Annotated in this window: 28 protein-coding genes; 12 read left to right on the forward strand and 16 right to left on the reverse strand. The window is 46.9% G+C overall.

The window, feature by feature from the left end:
* Positions 1-13: 13 nt before the first annotated feature.
* Positions 14-748: a hypothetical protein gene (locus tag GXP69_RS02310; RefSeq protein ID WP_204281883.1), complete on the reverse strand. Its 735-nt coding sequence runs from the start codon at positions 746-748 to the stop codon at positions 14-16.
* Between the two features lie 65 nt (positions 749-813).
* Between GXP69_RS02310 and GXP69_RS02315 the strand changes: the two genes are divergently transcribed.
* Positions 814-1,218 carry an OsmC family protein gene (locus GXP69_RS02315; RefSeq protein ID WP_163911861.1) on the forward strand — a complete coding sequence of 135 codons (405 nt, stop codon included), beginning with the start codon at positions 814-816 and terminating at the stop codon, positions 1,216-1,218.
* Between the two features lie 24 nt (positions 1,219-1,242).
* On the opposite strand, the gene ytxJ is transcribed toward GXP69_RS02315, so the two are convergent.
* The 4 genes from ytxJ to GXP69_RS02335 are packed head-to-tail and all read right to left on the reverse strand — an operon-like array spanning position 1,243 to position 4,203.
* Positions 1,243-1,593, reverse strand: a complete 351-nt coding sequence (gene ytxJ, locus GXP69_RS02320; RefSeq protein WP_163911865.1) for a bacillithiol system redox-active protein YtxJ — start codon at positions 1,591-1,593, stop codon at positions 1,243-1,245.
* 31 nt (positions 1,594-1,624) lie between these two features.
* Complete coding sequence (locus GXP69_RS02325; protein ID WP_163911867.1) at positions 1,625-1,951, reverse strand: hypothetical protein; 327 nt, start codon at positions 1,949-1,951, stop codon at positions 1,625-1,627.
* 40 nt (positions 1,952-1,991) lie between these two features.
* Positions 1,992-2,201, reverse strand: a complete 210-nt coding sequence (locus tag GXP69_RS02330; RefSeq protein ID WP_163911870.1) for a hypothetical protein — start codon at positions 2,199-2,201, stop codon at positions 1,992-1,994.
* A 22-nt stretch (positions 2,202-2,223) separates the two neighbouring features.
* Complete coding sequence (locus GXP69_RS02335; RefSeq protein ID WP_163911873.1) at positions 2,224-4,203, reverse strand: alpha-ketoacid dehydrogenase subunit alpha/beta; 1,980 nt, start codon at positions 4,201-4,203, stop codon at positions 2,224-2,226.
* Positions 4,204-4,428: 225 nt separating this feature from the next.
* On the opposite strand from GXP69_RS02335, the gene GXP69_RS02340 reads away from it, so the two are divergent.
* Positions 4,429-5,688 carry a M16 family metallopeptidase gene (locus tag GXP69_RS02340; RefSeq protein ID WP_163911876.1) on the forward strand — a complete coding sequence of 420 codons (1,260 nt, stop codon included), beginning with the start codon at positions 4,429-4,431 and terminating at the stop codon, positions 5,686-5,688.
* Positions 5,689-6,520: 832 nt separating this feature from the next.
* Here GXP69_RS02340 and GXP69_RS02345 read toward each other — a convergent pair.
* From GXP69_RS02345 to GXP69_RS02360, 4 genes are all read right to left on the reverse strand, one after another.
* On the reverse strand, positions 6,521-7,300 hold the full coding sequence (locus tag GXP69_RS02345) for a TPM domain-containing protein (RefSeq protein WP_163911879.1): 780 nt from the start codon (positions 7,298-7,300) through the stop codon (positions 6,521-6,523).
* Positions 7,301-7,306: 6 nt separating this feature from the next.
* Complete coding sequence (locus GXP69_RS02350; protein WP_163911882.1) at positions 7,307-7,744, reverse strand: TPM domain-containing protein; 438 nt, start codon at positions 7,742-7,744, stop codon at positions 7,307-7,309.
* Between the two features lie 86 nt (positions 7,745-7,830).
* Positions 7,831-8,409 (reverse strand): LemA family protein, encoded by a 579-nt coding sequence (locus GXP69_RS02355; protein WP_163911884.1) that lies wholly within the window; start codon positions 8,407-8,409, stop codon positions 7,831-7,833.
* A 295-nt stretch (positions 8,410-8,704) separates the two neighbouring features.
* A complete protein-coding gene (locus tag GXP69_RS02360) occupies positions 8,705-9,364 on the reverse strand; it encodes a 2OG-Fe(II) oxygenase (protein WP_163911887.1) in 660 nt (219 codons plus the stop codon).
* A gap of 231 nt (positions 9,365-9,595) precedes the next feature.
* Between GXP69_RS02360 and GXP69_RS02365 the strand changes: the two genes are divergently transcribed.
* The 4 genes from GXP69_RS02365 (at position 9,596) to GXP69_RS02380 (ending at position 13,869) form a co-directional block, all read left to right on the forward strand.
* Positions 9,596-11,791, forward strand: a complete 2,196-nt coding sequence (locus GXP69_RS02365; protein ID WP_163911890.1) for a prolyl oligopeptidase family serine peptidase — start codon at positions 9,596-9,598, stop codon at positions 11,789-11,791.
* Positions 11,792-11,936: 145 nt separating this feature from the next.
* Positions 11,937-12,398, forward strand: coding sequence for a DUF5362 family protein (locus GXP69_RS02370; RefSeq protein WP_163911893.1), 462 nt, complete (start codon positions 11,937-11,939; stop codon positions 12,396-12,398).
* 134 nt (positions 12,399-12,532) lie between these two features.
* Positions 12,533-13,288 carry an acyl-[acyl-carrier-protein] thioesterase gene (locus tag GXP69_RS02375; protein WP_163911896.1) on the forward strand — a complete coding sequence of 252 codons (756 nt, stop codon included), beginning with the start codon at positions 12,533-12,535 and terminating at the stop codon, positions 13,286-13,288.
* A gap of 107 nt (positions 13,289-13,395) precedes the next feature.
* Complete coding sequence (locus GXP69_RS02380) at positions 13,396-13,869, forward strand: GNAT family N-acetyltransferase (RefSeq protein ID WP_163911898.1); 474 nt, start codon at positions 13,396-13,398, stop codon at positions 13,867-13,869.
* Positions 13,870-13,945: 76 nt separating this feature from the next.
* Here the strand turns inward: GXP69_RS02380 and GXP69_RS02385 are convergent, their stop codons facing one another.
* Positions 13,946-14,278, reverse strand: a complete 333-nt coding sequence (locus GXP69_RS02385) for a DUF4286 family protein (RefSeq protein WP_163911901.1) — start codon at positions 14,276-14,278, stop codon at positions 13,946-13,948.
* Positions 14,279-14,430: 152 nt separating this feature from the next.
* Between GXP69_RS02385 and GXP69_RS02390 the strand changes: the two genes are divergently transcribed.
* The gene (locus GXP69_RS02390; protein WP_163911904.1) at positions 14,431-14,934 is read left to right on the forward strand and encodes a hypothetical protein; all 504 of its coding nucleotides are present in this window, start codon (positions 14,431-14,433) and stop codon (positions 14,932-14,934) included.
* 24 nt (positions 14,935-14,958) lie between these two features.
* Here the strand turns inward: GXP69_RS02390 and GXP69_RS02395 are convergent, their stop codons facing one another.
* Both GXP69_RS02395 and GXP69_RS02400 read right to left on the reverse strand, forming a co-directional pair.
* On the reverse strand, positions 14,959-15,489 hold the full coding sequence (locus GXP69_RS02395) for a hypothetical protein (RefSeq protein ID WP_163911905.1): 531 nt from the start codon (positions 15,487-15,489) through the stop codon (positions 14,959-14,961).
* Between the two features lie 161 nt (positions 15,490-15,650).
* A complete protein-coding gene (locus GXP69_RS02400) occupies positions 15,651-16,892 on the reverse strand; it encodes an MFS transporter (RefSeq protein WP_163911908.1) in 1,242 nt (413 codons plus the stop codon).
* Positions 16,893-17,056: 164 nt separating this feature from the next.
* Between GXP69_RS02400 and GXP69_RS02405 the strand changes: the two genes are divergently transcribed.
* Positions 17,057-17,680, forward strand: coding sequence for a YdeI/OmpD-associated family protein (locus tag GXP69_RS02405; protein ID WP_163911911.1), 624 nt, complete (start codon positions 17,057-17,059; stop codon positions 17,678-17,680).
* Between the two features lie 227 nt (positions 17,681-17,907).
* On the opposite strand, the gene GXP69_RS02410 is transcribed toward GXP69_RS02405, so the two are convergent.
* The 3 genes from GXP69_RS02410 to GXP69_RS02420 all read right to left on the reverse strand — a co-directional run bounded on the left by GXP69_RS02410 (position 17,908) and on the right by GXP69_RS02420 (position 21,381).
* Positions 17,908-18,471, reverse strand: coding sequence for a hypothetical protein (locus GXP69_RS02410; protein WP_163911914.1), 564 nt, complete (start codon positions 18,469-18,471; stop codon positions 17,908-17,910).
* 65 nt (positions 18,472-18,536) lie between these two features.
* Positions 18,537-20,924 carry a TonB-dependent receptor gene (locus tag GXP69_RS02415; RefSeq protein ID WP_317164561.1) on the reverse strand — a complete coding sequence of 796 codons (2,388 nt, stop codon included), beginning with the start codon at positions 20,922-20,924 and terminating at the stop codon, positions 18,537-18,539.
* A gap of 133 nt (positions 20,925-21,057) precedes the next feature.
* Complete coding sequence (locus GXP69_RS02420) at positions 21,058-21,381, reverse strand: hypothetical protein (RefSeq protein ID WP_163911920.1); 324 nt, start codon at positions 21,379-21,381, stop codon at positions 21,058-21,060.
* A gap of 238 nt (positions 21,382-21,619) precedes the next feature.
* On the opposite strand from GXP69_RS02420, the gene htpG reads away from it, so the two are divergent.
* Both htpG and GXP69_RS02430 read left to right on the forward strand, forming a co-directional pair.
* Positions 21,620-23,446 (forward strand): molecular chaperone HtpG, encoded by a 1,827-nt coding sequence (gene htpG / locus GXP69_RS02425; RefSeq protein ID WP_163911923.1) that lies wholly within the window; start codon positions 21,620-21,622, stop codon positions 23,444-23,446.
* 321 nt (positions 23,447-23,767) lie between these two features.
* Complete coding sequence (locus GXP69_RS02430) at positions 23,768-24,676, forward strand: toxin-antitoxin system YwqK family antitoxin (protein WP_163911925.1); 909 nt, start codon at positions 23,768-23,770, stop codon at positions 24,674-24,676.
* Here the strand turns inward: GXP69_RS02430 and GXP69_RS02435 are convergent.
* On the reverse strand, positions 24,673-25,035 hold the full coding sequence (locus tag GXP69_RS02435; RefSeq protein WP_163911928.1) for a YraN family protein: 363 nt from the start codon (positions 25,033-25,035) through the stop codon (positions 24,673-24,675). The genes GXP69_RS02430 and GXP69_RS02435 overlap by 4 nt on opposite strands.
* Positions 25,036-25,165: 130 nt before the next feature.
* Between GXP69_RS02435 and lipB the strand changes: the two genes are divergently transcribed.
* On the forward strand, positions 25,166-25,900 hold the full coding sequence (gene lipB, locus GXP69_RS02440) for a lipoyl(octanoyl) transferase LipB (RefSeq protein ID WP_163911931.1): 735 nt from the start codon (positions 25,166-25,168) through the stop codon (positions 25,898-25,900).
* Positions 25,884-26,288 (forward strand): hypothetical protein, encoded by a 405-nt coding sequence (locus GXP69_RS02445; RefSeq protein WP_163911933.1) that lies wholly within the window; start codon positions 25,884-25,886, stop codon positions 26,286-26,288. The genes lipB and GXP69_RS02445 overlap by 17 nt, the downstream gene beginning before the upstream one ends.
* Positions 26,289-26,324: the final 36 nt, after the last annotated feature.

Consider the following 26,324-nt stretch of genomic DNA (forward strand, 5'->3'; position numbering starts at 1 on the left):
TCGGAGAAGCAGCTTATTTACGGCGGCCGTAGTAAATGTTCAGGTACACAGAAGTAAATATGTTGTTATTTTCAGCCTGAGGGATAATGATCATGTCTTTGGTGAAGGCTTCTACCATCAGGCCTACTTCTATACCGGCCACGCTTTCGTTGTAACGGCCATACTCGAAGCTCATACCGGCTTTACCGTGCAAGCCAACATTCAGGTTGGTTTCTCCAAGGCCTGTAAAAACGCCTGCCGCACCCTCTATGCGCTCATTGTTGTGTATTTTTGGTTCATATTGCTCTGTCCGTACATCCTGCGATCCTGTCTGCCCATAGTTATACCGGATGTAGTAGGGCACCAGCAACCCAAGCGATGGCCCGATAGCACCCACTGCATTTACCTGCACCCCCGACTCAGCCGCTTTCCGGAAAAGTACCAGCTCACGGCCATAGTGCGGGCGCACCACAAACAGATAGTTTTGCTTACCAATAATAAAGGAATCGCCGGTCTGGCCGCTGTACACGCGAAGCTCTCTCGGGTGCTTTACTTCTACAATCTCCAGGCCGCCAAACTGCAGCATGTCGTCGTTCATGGTAAAAGCTGAGCGCACAAACACGCCACCTATTAGCCCGCCATTGGAGTTAAGGTTTATGCCATAGCTCAGTTCATTTCGGAAGCTTTCATCTTCCTGGGATTGTGCAAGTGCCGGCACTATAGCAACGGCAAAAGCAAGTACTATTGAAAAAGCGATGGATCGTATCACTTTAATAAATTTATAGTTTGTTTAAAAGTAGCTAAATTCACGTTTCTATTCAAATTTTATAGTTTATGGCTACTATTCAAAGTAAATACTTAGGCGAACTTCGCACCACCGCCCAGCACCTGGCTTCAGGCAACAATGTTATAACCGATGCACCCCTCGACAACAACGGTCGCGGCGAAGCATTTTCGCCATCAGACCTGGTTTGCGCCGCACTTGGCAGCTGCATGATGACCATCATGGGTATTGTGGCAAGCCGCAACAACATTGCCATTGAAGGCATGGAGATCGAGACCACTAAAATTATGGCTGCCGAACCTCGCCGTATAGCCGAAGTGGTTCTCACTTTTAAAATGCCTGCCAACGACTATACTGCAAAAGAGAAAGCAATGCTGGAAAATGCTGCACGTACCTGCCCGGTTGCACTAAGCCTTCATCCGGAAATCAAACAAACGGTAAGCTTTATATACTAAGTGATTAAACGTAAAAAGTTGCTGCTACGCGTTGGCAGCAGCAACTTTTTTCTTCAGTTCATCAACGCTGATACTCATATGAGATGCATTGTAAGTGCAGACCCCATCCTGCACCAGCAATAACTGCGGCGACTCATGCTGCACATCCAACACATCAGCCACTTCGTTCGAAACCGGTCGGTAGGCTATCAGGTCCAGGTAATACGGTTTTACGTGGTCCAGACCTTTCCCATCCCACTGGCGCTCCAGCCTGCTTTTGGCCGTTGAACTTATAGAACAACGGGTGCTATGCTTAAAGATAACGACCGGGGTGTGCTTCGATTCTTCCAGTACCAGATCTAACTGTTCTGTGTTATTTAGAGGGTGCCAGTTCATGTTGTTTGCTATAGTTTGGTATTATGCTATTTTACCTGCCTGCCTGCTTTCTGGTTGCTTTCTTCTTAAAGAGTTGCTTCTTTTTAAGTGGCTTTCCTGTCTCATCAAACTTATATTGCAGGCGCTCGTCACGCTTTTTAGCCCGTTTTCGTGCAGCTTCGCCTTTCCTGAATGTGAAGCTACCCGTGTTCAGGTGGGTTTCCTTGTAGGTAGACTCTGTATTACGGGCTTCTCTTAAAAAGCGCTTCTGTTCTTTTTTATGTTTTCCGTCGGTAGTAGCTCTCGTTTGTGCGGAAACTCTTTCCGGCAATAGCACCAGCACCAGGCAAATGATCAGTAAAGTAGAAAGTTGTTTCATAGGTAGGTTGGTTAATGCGTATCGTTAAGGCAGCTATAGTTTAGAAAAGCACGAACCGCTTTCGCTTATGTACCCGGCCGTTTTTATCGGTTGGTACTTTAATCGCTTCCAGTCCTGCTGCACCCTTTGCCTGTACTTTTACACTTTTGCCGGTAGGCGATGGGCAGGGTATACCTTTTTTGCCGCATCCGGTAAAAACCAGCAATGCAAAACAGACAGGGAAAGCGTACAGCAGGCGGTTACGTGGCATAGCTTTATGTAAGATCTATAGTTTAGTACGCAAGTATGGCTTCCACCTTTTCGCGCAGGCGCTGTTTTGGCAGGAACTCTGCTTCCAGTGGCGGCGCAAACGGTATGGCCGTATCTAAGCTGGCCACACGGGCAACAGGACCATCCAGGTGTTCGAAGCAGTTCTCGGCAATCCAGGCTGCAATTTCGCCGCCTATACCACCGGTCAGGGTGTCTTCGTGCAGTATAATAACGCGTCCGGTCTTGGCTACCGTATTTCTTACGGCTTCTTTATCCCACGGCAACAGTGAGCGTAAATCTAGTATCTCGATACTGGTGCCAGGCATTTCCTGCTGCAGTTGCTTAGCCCAGTGCACGCCCATACCGTATGTTATGATGGACAAATCTTCGCCTTCCGCTACTGTCTTTGCCTTGCCAATCTCTACGGTATAGTAATCATCCGGAATCTCCTGTGAGATAGAACGATACAACAGCTTGTGCTCGAAATACATTACCGGGTTCGGGTCCTCGATCGCGGCATTCAAAAGTCCTTTAGCATCATACGGAGACGACGGATAAACGATCTTTAAACCAGGGGTGTGGAAGAACCAGGCTTCGTTGCTTTGCGAGTGGAATGGCCCTGCGGCAGTACCGGCACCTGTTGGCATACGCACTACCACATCGGCGTGCTGGCCCCAACGGTAATGACTCTTGGCTAAATTGTTTACGATCTGGTTAAAGCCTACGCTCACAAAGTCAGCAAACTGCATCTCTACCATGCTCTTCTTGCCCTTCACCGACATGCCCAGGCCAATACCAAGTATGGCCGACTCACACAATGGGGTATTACGCACACGCTCTTTGCCAAATTTCTCTACAAAACCTTCTGTTACTTTAAACACACCACCATATTCGGCTATGTCCTGGCCCATCAGCACCAGTTCCGGGTAGCGCTCCATGCTCTGGCGCAAGCCATCCGAAATAGCATCTACAAAGCGTTTTTCGGTTTTAGCTCCTGAGGCTGGCGCCACTGGCTGCTGCACATACGGTTTGTACATATCCGCAATTTCTTCCTGCTTATCGGCAACAGGCATTGGAGTGGCAAAAGCGGTTTGTAGGCCGGCTTCAATTTCGGCTTTTATTTCATCGCGTATCGTTTCTACAGCCTTCGGCGTCAGTACCAGTTCATCCAGCAAAAACTTCTCATAGTTCTCCACCGGATCTTTTTTCGCCCACTTCTCGAACAGCTCCTGCGGGACATACTTGGTACCGCTGGCTTCTTCGTGGCCGCGCATTCTAAAGGTCATAGCCTCAATTAAAACCGGGCGCGGGTTTTTGCGCATGCTGGCCGCTGTCTGACGTACCGTGTGGTAAACTTCTAGTAGGTTGTTGCCATCTATCTGCAGGGCATCCATGCCATAGGCCGGTCCTTTATCTATAAACTGCTTAAACTTAAACTGCTCGTTGCTTGGCGTAGACAAACCATAACCGTTGTTCTCGATCATGAAAATAACTGGCAGGCCCCACACAGCCGCCACATTCAGCGCTTCATGGAAATCGCCTTCCGATGCACCGCCATCGCCACTATATACCAGCGTTACTTTCTCTTTCTTATCCAGCAGATCAGCCAGAGCTATACCATCGGCTACAGCCAGTTGTGGCCCAAGGTGCGAAATCATACCAACTATATGGTGCTCATTAGACCCAAAGTGGAACGAGCGGTCGCGGCCTTTAGTGAAACCGGTTTTCTTGCCCTGAAACTGTGCGAATAGTCTATCCAACGGCACATTGCGGCTGGTAAATACGCCCAGGTTACGGTGCAGTGGCAGTATATATTCGTCCTGCTCCAGCGCCATGGCTGATCCTACACTTATTGCTTCCTGGCCAATGCCGGAAAACCATTTGCTTACCTTGCCCTGGCGCAGCAGTACCAGCATGCGTTCTTCAATCATGCGCGGCTTCAGGATAGCTCTATAAAGAGAGATCAGTTCGTCGTCGGAGTAGTCTTTGCGGTTATAATTCATCTTAAAAAAGGAAAACCTTGTTACAGGTAGGCAAGTTAGTATATTAGCTTTAGAGACAAAATATAGTAGCTAATTTATACTTTTGTCTTATACTTTTGACAAAGGACTATTTGACAAAAGACAAAGGACTTATACTACCTAAAGCCAAAACCGGCACGCTCAACTATAGTATAACCTTAGAAGTTTTTTATCCTTTGTCTTTCAATCTTATGTCTTAAAATAAACATGATACAGTTTAAAGAATTTACCTTAGATAACGGGTTGCGCGTGATCGTGCACGAAGACCATACCTCGCCGATGGCGGTACTGAATGTGTTGTATGATGTGGGCTCGCGCGACGAAGTGGAAGAACACACTGGTTTTGCACATTTGTTTGAGCACCTGATGTTTAGCGGATCGGTGAACATTCCGGTTTACGATGAGCCCTTGCAGCGTGTAGGCGGCGAGAACAACGCCTTTACCAGCCCCGATATCACCAACTATTATCTGACTGTGCCGGCACAGAACATCGAAACGGGCTTCTGGCTGGAGTCGGACCGCATGATGGACCTGGCTTTTAGCGAACATGGCCTGGAAGTACAACGCAAAGTGGTGGTAGAAGAATTTAAGCAGAACTACCTGAACCAACCCTACGGCGATGTGTGGCTGAAGCTGCGTCCGCTGGCATACAAAAACCACCCGTACAAATGGGCAACTATAGGCAAGGAGATCGCGCATATAGAAGATGCCACGATGGACATTGTAAAAGCCTTCCATAGGAAGCATTACTCGCCAAGCAATGCGATATTGGTAGTGGCAGGGAACATTACCTTCGAGCAAGCCAAAGAGCTAACCGAGAAATGGTTCGGCCCGATACCTGCCGGCGAGAAGTACACCCGCCACATCCCAAATGAACCGGCGCAAAATGAGCCCCGTGTACTGGAAACGAGTGCCGATGTACCACTTAGCGCCATTTACAAAGCCTACCACATGCCGCACCGCACCCACGAAGATTATTATGCAATAGACCTGATCAGCGATATTCTGGGCCGTGGTAAGTCGAGCAGGTTGTATGAGCAACTGGTTAAAGAGCAGAAACTGTTTAACTCCATTTCGGCATCTGTAACTGGTAGCATAGAACCGGGGCTGCTGATTATTCAGGGAAAACTGAACGAGGGCGTAGACCTGCAGGAAGCCAATGCTGCCATCGAAAAAATAAACCAGGAGCTGATGGATACTTTGGTAGACGAAGAAGAGCTGAACAAAGTAAAGAACCAGGCCGAAACCAGCTTAGTCTTCTCCGAAATAGAGCTGCTGAACCGTGCCATGAACCTGGCTTATGGCAAACTTTTAGGCGATGCCAATTTTGTAAACACCGAGGGCGAAAAGATACAGGCCGTAACCCCTGTTGATATCCAGCGTTGTTCGAAACAGGTGCTGAGCCCGAATAACTGCTCTACGTTGCTTTATAAAGCTGAGAAGAAAGAAGTAGAAGCGGAAGCTTAAAACTATAGTTGCTATATGTTACTAAAAGGATGCTGGTCGTGTATCAGCATCCTTTTTTCGTCATGTCGAGCGTTCGCCGAGACATCTTATATGTCCTATAATTTCATCATTGTCATTTCGAACTTCGTGAGAAATCTATCGCCAACTATAGTTGAAGCTATTCTTCCATAGCTAACTATAGTTGCAACTTGAAACAAGCAGTTCCTTTCATAGTTACCTCAAATCCCGGGAGCTCTACTAGCCTATCGTTTTATAGTTGCTTTGGTGCGCTCACGGCCGCGGGGCCCCGTCTTCGGGCATCGCGCGGTGTACCTTTCTTTTGCTCGTCCCTCGCAATGGCTACGCCACCAGAAATCTACAAGGCGCTCAACCCAAAGACTGTAATCCTTCGATAGCTCATCTATAGTTTGATTTGATCTGCTATAGTTCTGTAGCTTTTCTCGTGGGTGTAGTTCTCTAGGGGCAGGCTGGGCCTGCCTGTTTGTGATTTGAAACTAGAGACAACTATAGCTGGTGAAAAAGTAAAAGCGAAGACTGTCCCCTTGAGGGGACTATAGGGGTGTTGAAACCGCAACTATAGAACTGTACCTCAAACTATAGCAAAGGCAGAAAAGTCCCCCTTCGGAGGGGGAAGGGGGATGACAAACGCCAACTATAGAATATAGCCCTTCTTGGGAGAAGCAGGTTAAAATGAGAAGCTTAGAACTATAGCAAAGTCCCGATCCTGCAAATCCTGCAAATCCAGGTCCAAACAAAAAAGGAGATGAAGCCAAAGCCTCATCTCCCATTCATCATTCATAATTTCTAATTCATAATTGCCCGAAGGGCTGTATTACCAACTGCTGCTGGCACCGCCTCCACCGAAGGAACCTCCTCCGAAACCGCCGAAGCCTCCGCCTCCACCGCCACCACCAAAAATACCGCCGCCGGTACGGAATGTGCCGAAGCCGCCAGGTATAAAGATCGGGCCGCCAAACGTGCGGGAATAGCCTCTGCCGCCACGTCCGCCTCCACCACCTTTACCGAACCTGGAGAGTATAAACAAAATCAGCAACGCGATAATGATGATGAACATAATGGATGGACCTCCACCCTCCCCGGATGCCTGTGGGTCGGCCTGGTACTCGCCGCTGGCTACGCTGATGATGAAAGAAGTAGCCTCGTTGAGGCCTTTATAAAACTCGCCCTGCTGAAAATTTGGCTTTAGCGTGTATTCGGTAATGCGTTTTGCAATGGCGTCCGGAATAATGTGTTCCATGCCGTAGCCCGTCTGGATGGCAACCTTACGCTGCTCCATGGCTACCAGAATTACCACACCATTATCGAACTTGGCAGAGCCTACACCCCAGCGCTCACCCAGCTCAGCAGCATACTGGTTGGCATCATAATCACCGATGGAAGGGATGGTAACGATAGCGATCTGCGTGGAGGTGGTATCGTTATAGTTTACCAGTTTCTGTTCCAGGTCAGCAACCTCTTCCCGTGTCAGGATGTTGGCCAGGTCGTTAACCAGGCGCGGTGGGTTAGGCCTCGGCGGAAAATCGCTGTTCTGGGCAAACGCAAAAATCGGAAGCCAGCAAAGGTACAGGAAGAGTATAATGTGTCTGGGCATAGTTATCTAATCTCCGAACGAGACATCGTCTTTCAGTTCGTTAACGTCTCCTTGTTTGTTGTAAGGGAAGTGCGATTTCAGTTGCTGGCCGGCCATACGGATGCCATTAGCCAGGCCGGTGGCATAATGGTCCTGCTTAAAGTGTTTGATGACTTCCGCGGTAATGTCTTCCCAGAAATGATCGGGCACAATGGCATTTATACCGGCATCACCGATCACGGCAAACTGATGATCTTTAATAGCAACATAAAACAACACACCGTTGCGCTGTTTGGTAAGGTGCATATGCAGCTCGGCAAAAACTTCGGTAGCACGGTCCAGTACATCGGTGCTGCAGTTGTTCTCTATGTGCACGCGTATCTCGCCAGACGTGTTCAGCTCGGCCTCCTGAATGGCTGCAACTATAACCTGTTCATCTTCAGGAGTTATAAGGTCTTTAGGCATGGCTTGTATGGTTAAATTGTTGGATTGTTAAATTGTTTATCATCAAAATAGAAAATAACAATTAAGCAATTCAACCATTAAACAATTTAGAATTGTACCGTTGGGGCTTGCTGTGAGCCTGCGTCCGCTTCAAAATAGCCTTTCTTTTCAAAATCGAACCAGCCGGCTATGATGTTACGCGGGAACGAGCGGATATAAGAGTTATAGTCCTGCACAGTCTCGTTAAACTTGCGACGCTCTACTGCAATGCGGTTTTCGGTGCCTTCCAGCTGTGCCTGTAGTTCCAGGAAGTTCTGGTTGGCTTTCAGTTCCGGGTATCTTTCTACAGAAACAAGAAGGCGGCTAAGTGCGCCGGATAGTTCGCCCTGCGCCTGCTGAAAGCGTTGGATGTTTTCTGGTGTCAGGTTGTCCGGGCTGATGTTTACGCTGGTAGCTTTGGCGCGCGCCTCAATTACCCTAGTAAGTGTTTCCTGCTCAAAGTTGGCTGCTCCCTTTACTGTATTCACTAAGTTCGGGATCAGGTCGGCACGGCGTTGGTAGGCGTTCTGCACGTTGGCCCAGGCGGCCTCTACGTTCTCGTCTTTAGCCACCATGTCGTTATATCCGCACGACGACTGCGAAGCCAGAACTACAAATCCGATCAGATAAAATAATAGTCTTTTCATAAGTTTAAGTTAGGTATTTGGTATACGTTATAGTTGTGCCTGCAAGGCGTTATCAGTACGAATTTATGAAACCATCGTTTTAAAGGTAACCCATAATATTCATAAATGTTAATATAAATGCCTGATAATGCCTTGCAGGAACTATAGTTAATTGTCTGTCAGCTATAAAGCAGAACCTCCAATATTGTTGGTGCAGGCGCTATAGTATTATACTATAGCCATAACTATACTTATGGCGGGAAGCCGATCTGAGATCAGCAGAAAATAAAAGAGTGGAGGTAAACTATAGCAGTTGCTACAGAAAGGTAAGGTCGTTAAGTTGGTCTAGCATCCAGCCGGTAAGGCTGTAGCGGGGGCGGGTGGCAGCAAGTACCTCGTGTGGGATCAGGTCAGCGCGGAAGCAGGCCAGGCGGCCGGCAATTGGTAGTATGTCAACTTGTTTTTCGGAACCGTCGGGTTGCGGTAAGTATAAGCGCAGTTCACCGCCATGTGCTGGCAGCCAGTTTTCGTTTAAGTAGCAGATAAAGGAGAGGCGTCGGTGGTCGTTTTCTTTGAACTGGTCTACGTGGCGTTGATAAACAGTTCCGGGTGGGTATAATGTAAAATGGAACTCGTAGTCTTTCAGGCCCAGAAAACAGGTGCGGTTCAGGTAGAGCATTATTTCGTCCATGTGGTCGAGAAATGCTTGTGTGGGTGGGAGCGTTTCAGTTGGTTCTATCCAGCGGATATAATCGCCGCGTACCTGCTTGTCTACTGTAAACTGATTGGAGGTGCCAATTCCGGCTTTTTTAAAGGTGCCGAGTTCCTTGTGGTGAGTGAGCACGCCGAGGAGGCTGTGTACTTCGTTCGGGTCCAGGAAATTGTCAACTATAGCATATCCATTATCTGATAACTGGTCGGCGATATGCTCGAATTTCTCCAGCAGTTTTTCTTCTTCCTGCTTGTGTATTGTCATATAGTATAGGTTTAAGTTTCCTCTTTACGCTTTGTTTATAAAAAAAGCTGGCAAATGTAAGCACCGGAAGCTTTACCTGTACAGGTTAGGGGGCAGTAAATTTTTTAGCAGCAACTGAACCGTCCGCTGACGTATAAGCAGGTGTTGCGTGAGCCATCGTATGGCTATTTTTTTGTAACTTGTAAACCAATACGATTATTCAAATTATAACCATACAGGCAAAAGATTCTTATGAAAAAGACAACTGTATTATTACTGGCGGGCGGCCTGACGGCTGTGTCGGCATGTAAATCATCGCAAACCGAAACCACACCTGTGAATACCGAAACTACTACGGAAGCTGCAGTAACTACTGAAGCGGCCTTAACTTACCCTGAAACTAAAAAAGTAGACCACGTTGACAACTACCACGGCAAACAGGTAGCTGACCCTTACCGCTGGCTGGAAACGCACAATGATGAAGTTGACCAATGGATAAAAGCGCAGAACGAAGTAACACAGGAGTACCTGGGTGATATCGACTTCAGGGACAACATCAAAAACCGCCTGACGGAGATCTGGAATTACCCGAAATATGGTGCCCCTTTTAAAAAGGCTGGTAAATATTACTTCTATAAAAACGATGGCTTGCAGAACCAGAGCGTATTGTATGTGCAGGAAACACTGGAGTCTGAGCCAAAAGTATTCTTCGATCCAAACAAGTTATCTTCAGACGGAACAGTAGCACTTACAGCTTTTGCCTTCTCTAAAGATGGCAAATATGTGGCAGTGGGTACCTCAAGCGGCGGCTCTGACTGGAACACCTACCAGGTAATGGACGCGGCTACCGGTAAAATGCTGGACGATAAACTAGAGTGGGTGAAATTCTCAGGCCCGAGCTGGTACAAAGATGGCTTCTTTTATAGCCGCTACGATGCCCCAACTGAAGGCAACAAACTGGCCAATAAGAACGAGTACCACAAAGTATACTACCACAAAATTGGCACGCCGCAAAGCCAGGATAAGCTAATCTACGAAGACAAAGCACATGCCCTGCGCAACTTCTACGGCCAGACCACAGACGATGAACGCTTCCTGATTCTGAACGGATCGGAAGGTGCCAGCGGAGCCAACGCGCTGTACTACAAAGACCTGACGGATCCGAAATCAACTATAAAACCTATAGTTGACAACTTCGAGAGCGAGTACAATGTGATCGATAACTTTGGTGATAAGTTGCTGGTGCAAACCAACAAAAATGCACCGCGCTACCGCCTGGTGCTTATTGATCCGAAAAAACCACAGGAAGCTAACTGGAAAACTATAGTTCCGCAGTCGGATAACGTGATGCAGGGCGTATCTACGGTAGGTGGGCGCATTATAGCTACTTACATGAAAGATGCTACCAGCCAGGTTATAGTTTACGACCAGAACGGTAAGCAACTGAACACAGTAGAGCTGCCAACACTGGGTACCGTTAGCGGTTTTGCCGGCGACCAGAAAGAGAAAGAGACCTTCTTTACGTTTACGTCTTTCACGTATCCGCCAACTATTTACCGCTACGATGTGCCAAGCAACAAAGTAACGCTGTTCCGCAAAACCGAAGTGAACGTAGATACCGACGCTTACGAAACCAAGCAGGTGTTCTATACTTCGAAAGACGGTACCAAAGTGCCGATGTTTATCGTGCACAAAAAAGGCCTGAAACTGGATGGCACAAACCCAACTTACCTGTACGCTTACGGTGGCTTTAACATCTCGATGACGCCTGGTTTTAGCATTGCCAATATGCTGTGGCTGGAGAACGGTGGCGTGTATGCCATGCCAAACCTGCGCGGTGGTGGCGAGTACGGCGAAGACTGGCACAAAGCCGGCATGACGCCTAACAAGCAAAACGTATTCGATGACTTTATAGCTGCTGCCGAGTACCTGATTAGTAACAAGTATACATCGTCAGAAAGACTGGCTGTGGCTGGTGGTTCTAATGGTGGTTTGCTGGTTGGTGCCTTTATGACACAGCGCCCTGAGCTGGCGAAAGTTGTCCTGCCTGCGGTAGGTGTGATGGATATGCTGCGCTTCCATAAGTTTACCATTGGTTGGGCGTGGGTTCCGGAGTATGGTTCATCAGATGATGCGGCTCAGTTCGAGAACCTGTACAAATTCTCGCCGCTGCATAACATCAAGGAAGGTGTGAAATACCCTGCTACCATGGTTAAAACCGCAGACCACGACGACCGTGTAGTGCCTGCGCACTCGTTCAAGTTCATTTCTGAGCTACAGGACAAAGGTGCTCCGGGTAATCCGTACTTAATTAGAGTAGATGTGCGTGCAGGCCACGGTGCTGGTAAGCCAACATCACTGGTAATTCAGGAGTGGGCTGATACGTACTCATTCATTTACAAGAACATGGGCGTAAACCCTTACGAAGGCGAAGCTCAGAATAAATAAACAGGCAAAAAGATACCTTTCTGCTTTAGCCGCGCTATCTGCCACAGGTAGCGCGGTTTTTTTATGCTGTGTTATGGTGTTGAGGCATAGGATATTCCTTATATTTAAAGAGGTATAACTTTAACAACTAAACAACATTTAATTTATGGAAGCAGATCTTTACGCAGATTCACCAGCCCCGCAGGGCCTTAACCTTAACCTGGCATCGGAAGATTTCCTGAAAAACACCGCTAAGTGGGGTAAATTCCTGGCTATAGTTGGGTTTGTAGGTGTCGGATTTATGGTATTAGTGGGTGTTTTTGCTGGTGCCACATTCGGCACGGCCATGTCGCAGTTTGGTGGCGGTGCAGCCGGAGGTGCCTTTTTTACATTCTTTTACCTGCTGTTTGCAGCACTTTATTTCTTCCCGGTGCTGTACCTGTACAGGTTCTCGGATAAGATGCAAGATGGGTTAAGAATGCAGAATGAGGAACTGGTAACGGAGTCCTTCAGAAACCTGAAATCACTCTTCAAGTTTATGGGCATTTTAACTATAGTTATCATCGGCTTTTATGGGTTAGCCATCATATTCATGTCTATCGGTGCCGGACTCGGTGCTATGATGTAAACTATAGTTTAAGCAACTATAAAAGAGCACAACTGGTAACGGTTGTGCTCTTTTGTTTGTATAGTTGGCCTGTTGCCTAAGTCATAAAGTTTAAATCTTCCGTACATTTGCACACCACCAAACCACCGGAAGCTATGAAATCGTACCCCGGCAGAAGTCAGTTTATAGCTCGTTCCAGCGAGATAGATTACCAGGGCAACGCTACAATGCCGGCGCTGGTAAGTTACATGCAGGAAGCTGCCTGGGAGAACACGCGCAGCATGGGCATCTCGATGTACGAATTACTGGAGCGTGGGCTAACGTGGGTGCTGCAGCGCATGCGTGTAGAGATGTTCCGTTATCCCAAACACGGCGAAACTATAGTTGTGGAAACCTGGGCATCGGGCCGCGAACGTGTTTTTCTGCACCGCGATTTCAGGATCTATAGTTTGGAGAACGAATTGCTGGGACAGGCAACTAGTGTATGGCTGGTGATGGATGTAGTGAAGCGCCAGTTGGTATCGGTGCCGGATTTCATATCTGAAATTGAGGTAGTGCCTAACCAGGAGCCGCTGTCTTTTGCCAAAGGGAAGCTGCCGCAACTACAGGAACCGCAGTTTAGAGAGCAAATGCCCGTACGCTGGCACGACATCGACCTGAACCGCCATGTTACCAACACCCGCTACCTGCAATGGATACTCTATACGCTGCCAACCGAAGTGCTGGAGCAGCAGCTGCAGGAGCTGGACGTTATTTACAAAGCCGAAAGCCTGTTAGGAGATACCGTAATTTCAGAAGCTGGCACAGGAGACACAGAAACTATAGTTTTGCACAAACTCAGCAGCCAGCAAACCGGTAAAGAACTGGTACAAGCGAAGACTGTTTGGGAGTTAAAGAAGTTAGAAGGTTAGAAAGTTTGGAAGTTAGAAAGTTAAGAATGTAGAGAGGCAATACGTTGCGTCTTTCTCACTAGGAGATTAACAATTTAACAATCAGCAATAAACAATTAACAATAAACGTGATACAGATACGAAAAGGGACTTTAGATGATCTGCCGCAGGTGCTGCAGCTGATACACGAGCTGGCAGCATATGAAAAAGCGCCTCAGGAAGTAACCAACACCCTGGAAGACATGCATTGGGATGGATTTGGTGAGCGCCCGATCTTCGAATTCTTTGTGGCTGAATCAACAGAGGATGGTATAGTTGGTATTGCACTATACTACATGGGCTACTCTACCTGGAAAGGCAAAATGCTTTACCTCGAAGACCTGATCGTGACGGAGCGCCTGCGCCGTAGTGGAATCGGGAAAAAACTATTTGATGCCGTGGCCGCCGAAGCCAAACGTGTAAATGCCAAACGCTTCAGGTGGCAGGTGCTGGAGTGGAACGAGCCAGCTATCGCTTTCTACAAAAAAATAGGAGCCGAGCTGGACGGCGAATGGCTAAACTGCACCATGACCGAACAACAGATAATGGATTATACTGCCTGATCAGATCATTAAACAAAAGCCTTCGCTATACCTGTTTCCGGGTATAGCGAAGGCTTTTGTTTTGGTTTAATTGAGCTTATTCCTGTTCTTTACGCTCTACGTTTACACCAACTACTTCCAGCATCGTTCTGAAAGAAGCATACTGGCCCGCATAGCGCTCATGCAGCTTTTGCTGCAGTGCCGGCGAATGGTCCCGCTGATACTCCATCAGGTCTTCTACGTTGCGGCAGGTGTACTGAACAGCATAAGTGGTGCCGCCTGTGTCTTCTGTTTCAACAACACGGCAGATCTGGTTCCCCAGAAAAAAGCCGGTCTGCATCACTTCCGGGATGTGCACTTCCTGCATCCACTGCAGCCAGTCTGCGGCCACAGTATTATCTATACTTACGGTTACGTTATACAATATCATACTCAAAAGTACTAAATAGGTACTGGTTATTAAAGCTGCCGCTAAAATTGTGCAGCTGGGGCAGTGCCTTGCCTCATAAAACTATACTACCCTTCAGATAACTACAAAAATTCCTTGTTCGCGTATAGTTTATATAAAAACTTAATAAAGGTATGAAAAAAGTGTTTGTAGCCGGTTTGCTGCTGGCCGGTTTGGGTTTTAGCCTGCCTTCATTTGCCACAGTGGTAACGCCTGTGCCCCAAACTATAGTTGCAGCAAATGAGAACCCTGTTGAGGCGAAGTATCATAAGATTATGGAAAACTACGCCAATGGTTTAAAAGCTGCTTTTGCCGAGAAAGACGACAAGAAAACCATTGCCATGGTGAACAAACTGAACGATGAAATGATAGCCGGCATGGAAAAGATAAAGCCTGAACTGGAGCGCTGGATAAAAGGTATGTCGGAAGCAGAGAAAGAAGCCTTTGGAAAACGAGCCGAAAGCAAACCCTATCTCAAAGCCATCTTTACCATTATGTTCGACCCCGAAATAGGCAAACGCATAGAAGAGAACCCCGAACTTAAACGCGTGCTGGAAGAAGGCAACCAACGCATGAAAAACTTAGGTTTTGATGAGGAAGAGGATGACAGTAACTATGATGACGGTGACACCAATTAAACTATAAACTATAGTTTCGCTGCTTTATTTGCATATCCAGTTGCCGTCTGTATCGTGGTAAATAGCCTCCGGGAGTGTGCGCTCATACGAAACTGTAATAGGTGCTTCGCCGGTTGTGGGCTGTAGTTGCATCGGCCCCTCCTGCAGCTGCAAAAATACGCGCCCATTCTTATCGCCAATTGCTTTTAAAGTGCCATAGTTGTTTCGGAGTTTATAGCTGTTGTAAGTACTAAGGCCAGTTGCGGTCAGGTCTTTTACGGCAAACTTACGCAAAGCCGGCTTTCTTCCATGGCTATCGAGTGTGGTCAGGCATTCGATTTTACCGCCTATCCAAAGTTTTTCGCCCAGGCACTCTGATGTTTCCACTATCAGGTCAAAATAAGCTTCATCGGTTGGTACAGTTAGGGCAGCCAGTGTTACAGGGGCAGGTGGAGGGCTGGGTGGTACAGTACGCATCTGCTTCTGTGGCTCCTGGGGTTGCGATGTATAAAGCACAAAAGCCAGCAGGAGTAAAGAAGATATATCCGAGATTCTGGATATAAGATGCTTCTTCATAACCAGGTATAACTTTACAATGAGTACTATAAATCTATACTTGGCAAGCGCTTATTTAGTTGTACTGAAAATGTGGTTTAAAACTATAGTTTGATTTGTAAAACTTTGGTAAGTAGTAAGTTGTGGTTGCTTTAATTGATAGGTTTTAAATATAACGAAAGCTATAGTTGCTCCATGTAGTCCAGGTCTTTGCCGTAGGTTTCCTCTAACGTTGCAATTGCATAAACTGCAACTAAAACAGAAACAACAGCCAGTACCAGCGCGCCGGGCACCAGGCCGATGCCGTCTTTTAATACAGTAAAGGCCAGGGTAAGCGGCACTACAGCCCCACGCACAAAGTTAGGTACCGTAGTGGTAACAGTTGCCCTAATGTTGGTGCCAAACTGCTCTGCAGCTATAGTTACAAACACAGCCCAGTACCCACTCGCAAAACCAAGTGCCACACATAAGATATAAAAGCCGTTCAGTGAGATGTTTTCGCTGATCAGGTAAATGCCCACAATAACTGCCAGTAACAGCATAAATGCCAGCACAACGTTGCGCCTGCTCCGGAACTGCTGGCTCAGGTAGCCGCTGGCAAAATCTCCGAAAACCAGCCCCAGGTAACAGAAAGATACAGCCCTCGCTGCCGAAACAGTTCCGTCAACATTAAGTACCTGCCCGAACTCCGGTGAGAAAGTGATCAGAATACCAACAACGTACCAGATCGGCACACCGATCAGAATGCATTTAAGATATTTTGTAAAGCGCCGGACATTCGTAAACAGGCTCAGGAAGTTTCCACGTGTAACATGTGTCTCCTTCAGATTCTTAAACATCCCAGACTCGTATATGCCCACCCGCAGAAACAAAAGCAGCATGCCTAAGCCGCCGCCAATAAAATAAGCTGTGCGCCAGCCAAAGTATTCGCCAATCACGCCAGCCAGTATCGCCCCGGATATGCCTATAGTTGCTACTACCATTGTGCCATAACCGCGCTTCTCTTTCGGCAACACCTCCGACACAAGTGTAATACCGGCACCTAACTCACCTGCCAAGCCCACGCCAGCTATGAACCGCAGAACAGCATAAGTGCTTATATCGGTAACAAAACCATTCAGGATGTTGGCTATAGAGTACAGAAAGATAGAGCCGAACAATACGGATAACCTACCGCGCTTATCGCCCAAAATACCCCAGCCAATGCCACCCAGCAGCATACCGGCCATCTGCATATTCAGTAATAGCACGCCCTGTTCCAGTAACATTGCCTGACTTGTTACGCCCAGGTCCTGCAGGCTGGGTATGCGCACAATACTGAACAGTACCAAGTCGTAAATGTCCACGAAATAGCCCAGGGCAGCTACAATAACGGCAGCATTCATCAGGTAATGTTTGGCGGGAGCAGGCGATGTAACAGACATAGCTTCAGGAGTATAGTTGCTACTAAATATAAGGGGTGGGTTCGTAAAGTGCAATGGGTTGTTGAAAAAACCAAAACTATAGTTTATATCCGCTACCGTTATGCTTTTTGTAGATTAAGCTTTAGTTTAGGGCTGGATTTTGAAGACGGAAACAACTATAAGCTATGGCATCGATTGGTCAGAAACTACAGCTAAAACCAGCTCACAACTTATTGCTTTTGAACGCGCCGGCAGAGTTGCAACACCTGTTTGCGCACGAGTGTGCCACCCTAACAGCTGCTGACACTACTACCCAAGTAGCTGCTTTTGATGCCGTGCAGGTTTTTGTTACCACTAAGGCAGAACTCGATGTGCTGGCTCCCCAGGCTGCTGCGGCGCTTAAACCGGACGGACTGTTGTGGATAGCTTATCCTAAAAAATCATCTGCCGTTAAATCTGATATAACCCGCGACTATGGCTGGGAAACTATAGCAGCCCTTGGATACGAGGGTGTGCGCCTGGTAGCTATAGATGATACCTGGTCTTCGCTGCGGTTCAGACATAAACAAGAGCGAAAGGAACCGTCTAAAATGGGGGCAGATTACCCGGGCATAGATAGAACCACTAAAACCGTTACAGTGCCTGCTGATCTGCAACAGGCTTTGGAGCAAGCCGATCTAACAGAGCGCTTCGCAAACCTGGCCTTCACTCACCGTAAAGAGCACGTAATTTCTGTGCTGGAAGCCAAACGCCCGGAAACCAGGGAAAACCGCGTTGCTAAAGTTGTGGAGAAATTGTTGATGGGTTAACGGACTCGGACAGGCAGTGGGTGAAACGGCAGCTGAACATAATGCCTGTGCTGTGTTGTGCGTACGTTTTTCTATTTTTTCAATTCTTCCAAAGTCCAGCAACTATAGTTACAGCAGCAGATTCTGTTATGCTATAGTTGCAGTTCTTAGATTCTGCCCAACTATAACCTATAAAACAGAAAAGGCGCCTTAACTAGGCGCCTTTTCTGTTTTATAGGTAGTTCAGATTATTGCTGAACAATCACGTCGAAAGTAACTTCGATATCTGTTTCGCCGGCATTAGCATTGCCAGGGGCAGCAGCTTTAGTGCCTTTTTGGTGCTTTAATACAACTTTAAGCGTGCCTGTGCTGGCAGCACCAGTTGTAAAAGTAGTAGCTAAACCAACAGGGCGGTTCTGAGAGTCTTTGTCAGTAGCTGCAACAGTCAGGTTAAGGCCGCTGCTCGGAGTGTAGAAGATCTGGTGATCATCCGCTTCATCCAGGATCTCGGTATGGATTTCCACAGCCGGGTTTTCCTGCTCGTTCAGTAACAGGGTTTCGCCAGTGTAAACTGTGTTTGGTTTTAAAACAAGGGTCTCTTTTACAGGAGCAGCACCACCTACACCATCCATGTCTTTTATAGTTGCCTGTACCAGATTACCTTTTTCAGGCTCCAGGATCAGCTTAACAGTTGTGATCAACTCCTTGTCAGATGTTGGAGTCGGATCGTCGTCGTCGCCGCAGCTAGTTGTTGTTACAATCAGTGAACCCATCATCAAAAAGGCAAGATATGGTCTCAAAAACTTCTTCATAGGTAATGGTTTAATGTTTAGATGATACTCAATTACGGTGAAATAAATTAAATGATACTTATATTTTAAGATGCTTGTTTTAGAACCAGCGGTAAGTTAATACGAATCAGTAACATTCTGGCAGTTTCTGCTGCAAAATAACGCATTCTATTCTGATAATCGCGGTACACAGTGTTTAGCAAATTGTTACCACTCACGCTCAATATCACTGGCTGACGCCCAATTTTCAATGTTGTTCCGGCTTCAGCGTTCAGCAGGAAGTATCCTTCCGGAGCTGGCATGTTCGGGTCTGTAAAGCTGTCGGAGCGGCTTTGTCTTGCCACCATCAGTCCTCCCACCGATACAAAGCTGTCTGATAACCCGGAGTTGGTATGGTCATTAAAATCGTACTGCAGGTCTGCGCTGATACGGTCTGCCGGAATGCCTGGCAGGTATTTACTGTTTTCTGTATTTTCGGTTTCAGTGTTCAGCGCTTTTACAATGGCTGCTTTCGTATTGAGGTGTAGCTGGCTGGTTAAATCATACGTCAGATACAGGTCGGCACCATAAAAACGAGCGTCTGTTTGTTTATAAAAGTAAGCCAGATAGTTTCCTTTTATAGTTAGCATCGGTTCGCGGGCCGGCTGCAGGTAAATATAGTTGTAGATGTTGTTATAAAACAGGCTGATGCCACCATTAAGCCGCGGGTTGGTATGGTAGTTTAATGTAGCGCTTAGGTTTAATGCATGCTCAGAAGTAAGATCAGGATCGCCACGCTCGAAAGACGCCGTGCCATGATGTATACCGTCAGCAAATAGCTCGTTAGGGTGTGGCGCCCTGGATGCATAGCTCAAATTGGTGCCAAACGTGAAATGGTATCCAACATCTAGCAAAGCTCCTACGCTTCCCGAGAGGTTATGGAATTTGTAAGTAGGCTTGCTGAGGGTATTGTAACGGTCCAGATTCTTTACACGCAGGTCTTTAAAGTCGTAGCGTGCGCCGGCTTCCAGTTGCAGGTTACCGCTACGCCACTTCTCTTCAGCAAATACGCCGGCTGTAAAGTTCTTGTAAAACGGTATAAACTGGCGGCCTTCGTATGTGTTGTTCTGCCAGATGGTGCTTACACCTAAGCTACCTGACACTGCCGAAGGCAGCTCGTGTTCCCAAACCAGTTCTGTAGTATGCGTAATCAGGTCCAGGTGCAGTTCCGGTGCTTCAGGAGCGTGGCGCGGTGCATCCTTATCAAACTCTTCACGGGCATTCTGCTGAAAAGCGTACGTAAACAAAAGCTTGCCGAGGTCGCCTGTCGTATAATAGCCTTTTAATTTAAGCAAATGGTGGCTTACATCCTGGTAAGGGCGGTCTATATTATAACTGAAACTGCCGGTTTCCTCAGGGCGGCCGCGTTCAATTGCATTCAAAAGGTCGTCGCGGGCACCAACGTGTGCTGATGTAAGTATACCAGTCTTACTGTGAAATAAACTATAGTAAGCTTCTGCGCCGAATTTTTCCCTGTTGTAAGCCACGGCGGCAGACAGGTTCTGCTCCTCAAAGCCGGTATTCTTCAGGATATAGTCCGGGGTATGCGAGTCGCCTGCTTTTTTTATAGAGCTATTCAGTCTCCAGCTGATTGGCAAATGTTGCAGTTTGCCCTGCACCATGCCGGCTATAGTTCCCATGCGGCCATTGGTGTTTCCGATCAGGCTTACGTTGCCGCTTACGCCTACAGTATCAGGCATGGGGCTTGGGTTAACCAGTATCGTTCCTGCAATTGCATCAGAGCCGTACCGCACACCGGCAGCGCCTTTCACTACCTTTAGCTCAGTAGCAGCCAGGGCATCAATTTCAGGGGCATGTTCGTCGCCCCATTGCTGTGCCTCGTGGCGCACGCCGTTATTTAAAATCAGCACCCTGCTACCAGAAAGCCCATGAATAACCGGTTTAGATACATTAGGCCCTGTTTGCAGCGAGCTTACGCCCGGAAGTTTCTCCAGTGCCCTGCCCAAAGCAAGTCCTTCGGTTTGCTGTAGCTGTCGTCCTTTTAAAACTTCTGTAGACTGAGATTCTGCAATAATTTTAGTACTAACTACTTCAATAGAGCGCAGCATGGCGGCATCGGAATGCAGTTGCAGGTCTCTTACAGTAGAGGTGGTAATCCGTAAACTATAGGTTTCGGTTGTATACCCGATAAAGCTAACTTTTAAAGTATAGTTGCCCTGGCACAAGTGGTGAAAGTGGTAATTGCCATACGCATCGGCAATGGCAGCGCGGTCTAGCTGCGGTATATATATGGTTGCGCCCGGCAAAGCGGTGCGTGTGTCGTGGTCCAGCACCTTACCTGAAATGGTAAGCCCACAGTCCTGCTTCACTTCCGGTCTTAGTTCCGGCTGTAGCATTTGCTGGGCGACTAACGGCTGCACAAACAGGAGGAAGGGCAGCAGTAGCAGTTTCTGCAGATTTTTATCTATAAACACGATTATCAAAAATATGAAATAATAGTTGAATGCACAGCAGGGCTATAGTTTACCCCTTGGCAATGCATCCATAATGTTGAAAAGGCATGTGTGCCAGCGGCGGCAGGCATACATTAATGGCAGAATAATGTGTTTATACTACAGGAGGGCCCCGCTGCAGGAAATGAGCAGGCTGCTTGTTGTGCGGTGTGCTTGGGCTGGTAATTTTATATACACTGCTGTAAGATGGCTGCAGCACTTCCAGGTGTACAGCTGTTCCCTGGAAAGAGGCGTCGAAAAGATCTTCTACAGGGCAGTGCGTGTGCTTCTGGCCAACATGGGCTTTATGCGTATCGGTATGCTCGGCGTGAACAGTATGCGTATGGGCATGTAGCTCCAGTATAAGCGCATCAGGTACCATTACTCTGGTAAAGAGCAGCAGTAGCAAAATGGCGATATAGTGGCTTATGCGGTACACAACTATAATGGGTTATTTACAAATATAAGAATATCTGCCTTATAGCAAATTTTGTTCAGGCCTTTTCGACTCGTTTACGGACGTAAGGTTTAATCTGTCAGAAATATCACAACTATAACCTGTTTATGTACCTGTTCTGCCTGTTCGCTGACAACCTGTCACAGTTGTGTACTATGGAACGCATTTTGAACCCAGCCCGGCAGAAGTAAATCAACTTTAGATATAGCAAACTATAGACATGGAAGAAAGAGGTAGTATCTCGATCCACACCGAGAACATTTTCCCGATCATCAAGAAGTTTTTATACTCTGATCACGAGATTTTCCTGCGCGAGCTGGTGAGTAACGCTGTAGATGCGTCGCAAAAGATCAAGCGCCTGGCTTCTATAGGCGAGTATAAAGGCGAACTGGGCGAACTGAAAGTAACAGTAGCTGTTGATAAGGATGCCAAAACCATCACCATTTCGGATAACGGTATTGGTATGACGGCTGAAGAGATCAAGAAGTACATCAACCAGATCGCTTTTTCGGGTGCGTCGGAGTTTGTGGAGCGTTACAAGGAAACAGGCGGCGACAAGAACCAGATTATCGGCCAGTTCGGTCTTGGCTTCTACTCTGCCTTTATGGTGGCCGAGCGCGTGGAGATCGTTACCAAATCATACCAGGAAGGAACAGAAGCTGCGCGTTGGACCTGCGATGGGAGCACCGAGTTTGAGATCACTTCTGCTAACAAAGACACTCGCGGTACCAATGTGATCCTGCACGTAGCTCAGGATTCGGAAGAGTTTTTAGAAGCTGCCCGCATCAGAACGATCCTGAACAAGTATTGCAAATTCTTACCGGTTGCCGTTGAGTTCGAAGGCGAAACGATTAACAACCCGAACCCGATCTGGGCAAAGCAGCCTTCTGAGCTGACAGAAGAAGACTATAAAAACTTCTACAAAGAGCTATACCCATTCTCGGAAGCACCATTGTTCTGGATTCACCTGAACGTAGACTATCCGTTTAACCTGACAGGTATTCTGTACTTCCCTAAGCTAAAGAACGACTTTGAGATACAACGTAACAAAATACAACTATACTCGCGCCAGGTGTTTATTACCGATGAGGTAAAAGACGTAGTGCCTGAGTTCCTGATGCTGCTGCACGGTGTGATCGACTCGCCGGACATTCCGCTGAACGTAAGCCGCTCGTTCCTGCAGGCTGATTCCAGTGTGAAGAAGATTAACACGTACATTACTAAAAAAGTAGCTGATAAACTGGCAGAGATCTTCCGTAAAGATCGTGAGACATTTGAGAAGAACTGGGACGATATCAACGTGTTCGTAAAATACGGCATGCTGAGCGACGACAAGTTCTATGAAAAAGCGAAGGATTTTGTGCTGCTGCAGAGCATTGATAATAAATACTATACTATAGAAGAGTATAAAGCACTTACACAGGCCAACCAAACCGACAAGAATGGTAACCTGGTGCTGCTGTATACTACGGATGCCGACAAGCAACATGCGTTTGTAGAAGCTGCCCAGAGCCGTAGCTACGATGTACTGAAGCTGGATTCTATCATCGATAGCCACTTTATAGGCATGCTGGAGCAGAAGCTGGAGAAAACTACACTGAAGCGCGTTGACTCTGAAACTATAAACAAGCTGATCGAGAAAGACGAAGCCAAAGACAGCGTACTGAACGACAAGGAAAAAGACAGCCTGAAGGAGATCTACGAAAAAGCCATCGACAACAAGAACATGATGGTAGAGGTGGCGCCACTTTCTCCAGACGATGCGCCGGTGGTGATAACCCTGCCAGAGTTTATGCGCCGTATGAAGGATATGAGCAAGACCGGTGGTGGCGGTATGATGTTTATGGGTGATATGCCGGACACATACAACGTAACTATAAACGCCAACCACAGCCTGAACCAGCGCGTGCTGAATGCCAAAGAAGATAACAGAGGCCGCATTGCCCGCCAAGCGTTTGACTTAGCGCTCTTGTCTCAGAACATGCTGTCAGGTGCCGCTCTTACTAGTTTCGTAAAACGCAGCTTCGAACTGATTGATAAAGAATAGTGAACGATTAGTAATATACCTACAGTTTAAAGGCGGTGCCACAGGTGCCGCCTTTTTGTTTTTCTTGAAACTTACAGGCCACAGCTATAGTTATAGGCGAGTTGATGGATATATAAAATATGTTCATCTTTACGTTACAACTATAGTGTAACTATAGGTTTAATTGTTAGATTGTTAAATGGTTGATTCTTTGATGAGGGGGAGTGAGATCCTGAATCCTGTTAATCCTTTCATCCTGAAAATCCTGATTCAGACAATCAACAATTTAACAATCAACTAATAAAAAGCCACTCATTCACATAATCAGGCATTCAAAAATTAATGTTTAAGCACACATCGCATATAGGTTATAGTTTGGTGGCAGTTCTGTTGCTAACCTTAGTTGGCTGTGGCGAGCCTAAATGGAACAGCGACTATAACCTGAATCAGGCGATGCAGAAGGGTGCCGGTAAAACAGATTCTTCTGCCCTAGCATCTGCCGATACTACTCAGCCTGATCTCAGTACTTCACTGGTAAAGGATGAAGTAGAGAAAAACGAAAAAAAGAAGAAAAAGAAGCGCAGCCGGTATTTTCTGGGTCAGAAAGTGAAGAAAGGCTTTACACGCACTGGCCAGGGAGACCGCGAAACGCTGGAGTTATTTAGCTATTTACCTGAGTATAAAGAACCACATGCCTATGCGCAGGAGAAGTATGTATATGATGTGCGCAAAAAGCGAATAGGTAAAGTGCGTGGCGAGATAGACCCGGCTAAATATAAGCTGCTGCATGGGCCATACAAGAAGAGCTATGGTGATGTGGTAATAGAAGAGGGCTACTTCTATATCGGAACTAAGCACCTGCGCTGGGAAAAGTATAACCGTAATGGGTTATTAACAGACAAATCGCATTACGATAAAGGCTTTTTACGTGACGCGGCCATCACCTACTACGATGGCAATCCTGAAAAAATAAAGGAGATCATCCCTTATGCTTACGGCGAAGTACAGGGTACTTATTATCGCTTTTATGAGAACGGGCAGTTGGAATGGATGGGCAACTATGACAAGGGTCGTAAAGTAGGCACCTGGATAAAGCACTACGATTTCAGGAACCGCCGCCATTACGAATATCAGTATCCGGAGTCGGCGTATGAGCCCGTTGCAGAGCCCGTTTTAATGAAAGAGTACGACCGCCACGGCAAGCTTGTATTTGAGAAAGATAAATTCGACAGGCGTTCGGCGCAGCGCTAATAAAAGGCATCTTCGAAATGAACTATAGTTGGTGGCGAAGTCAGCGTTACCGAAATAATATCAAACCGGATTTCCTGCTGCCAATCTATAGCCAGAATATACGCCTCAGCTGCATCTAACAGCATTTTTTCCTTTCGTGCGTCAACTGCTTCTTCCGGGTAACCAAATACATCGGAGGCTCTAGTCTTAACTTCAGCAAATACCAATAGCTCACCTTTTCTGGCGATGATATCAATCTCGGCGCGTTTATATCTATAGTTTGTTTCAAGCAACATATACCCCTGCTCTTGCAGATATTGCTGCGCCAGGCTTTCACCGTGCCGGCCGGTGTGCAGGTGTTTGCTTATTGGTGATGCCATCTAAAACTTGTAATTTGCAACAGGTATTATTTGTACCCAAACCTATTATAAAAGTATAAGGTTGCGTAGTAAGTCCTGATGGCATTAGTGCTTAGCGTGCAGTTTCGCAACTATAAATAACTATAGCGTCGTGTTACAAAACAAAGAAATACAGTTCCAACGTTTAGGGCTGATCGATTATAAAGAAGCCTGGGACTACCAGGACAAGCTTTTTACCGGAATTCTTGACTTAAAATCACAGAACCGTAACTTGCCGGAAGATGCCCAAAAGCAAACACCAAATTACCTGTTGTTCTGCTCACATCCGCATGTGTACACGTTGGGAAAAAGCGGCCACGAAGAAAACTTGCTGATAGATGAACAGGGGTTGAAAGAGAAAGGCGCTACTTTTTACAAAATAAACCGGGGTGGCGATATCACTTATCATGGCCCGGGGCAGATTGTGGGCTATCCTATCCTAGATCTGGATAACTTCTTCACAGACATACACAAATACCTGCGCTTTCTGGAAGAGGCCGTGATACTTACGCTTGAAGAATATGGCATTACAGCCGGACGCATACAGGGGTTAACCGGCGTGTGGCTCGACCACATCGAGCAGAAAGACCCGCGCAAGATCTGTGCCATGGGTGTAAAATGCAGCCGTTGGGTAACGATGCACGGTTTTGCTTTCAATATAAATACAGACCTGAATTATTTTAGTAATATTGTGCCTTGTGGCATCAATGATAAAAAGGTGACGTCGCTGGCGCAGGAAGTTGGCCGCGAAGTATCACAAGTTGAGGTAGAAGAAATACTGTTGAAACACTTGGCCCACTTGTTTGATGCTGATATTATAACTGCTGCTCATGAAGAAAGACATTGATTTTGGTACGGTAGAAGGGATTTCGGTGGCGGTGGCAACTACGCCTAACGAATCGGGAGTAGATGCCTGGAGCGTTTACCTGATTAATAATAATCCTCACCCGATCGAGAATGTGCTGGTTGCCTCAAAAGGTTACGGAACTATAGACGGTCAGGAGGTAAAGACATCTGTGCTTCGGCATATGTTTGAGTATATTGATGCCAAAAGCTTTGTGCAGATAGAACCCATTGACCCGGCAATCTTCCATATAAATAACGAGTACTGGGTAAGCTATTACATTGATCGCCAGATATTCGACAAGAAATTTATTTTTGTGCCGGATTCCATTACACAGGATAACCTGATAGAAATCAGTATGCTGAACATGCAGGGTGTTCTACACTCCTGATTAGTTTCTGATTCAAACTATAAAAGATATTTAAGG

Source organism: Pontibacter burrus, from assembly GCF_010686685.1.
GTDB lineage: Bacteria > Bacteroidota > Bacteroidia > Cytophagales > Hymenobacteraceae > Pontibacter > Pontibacter burrus.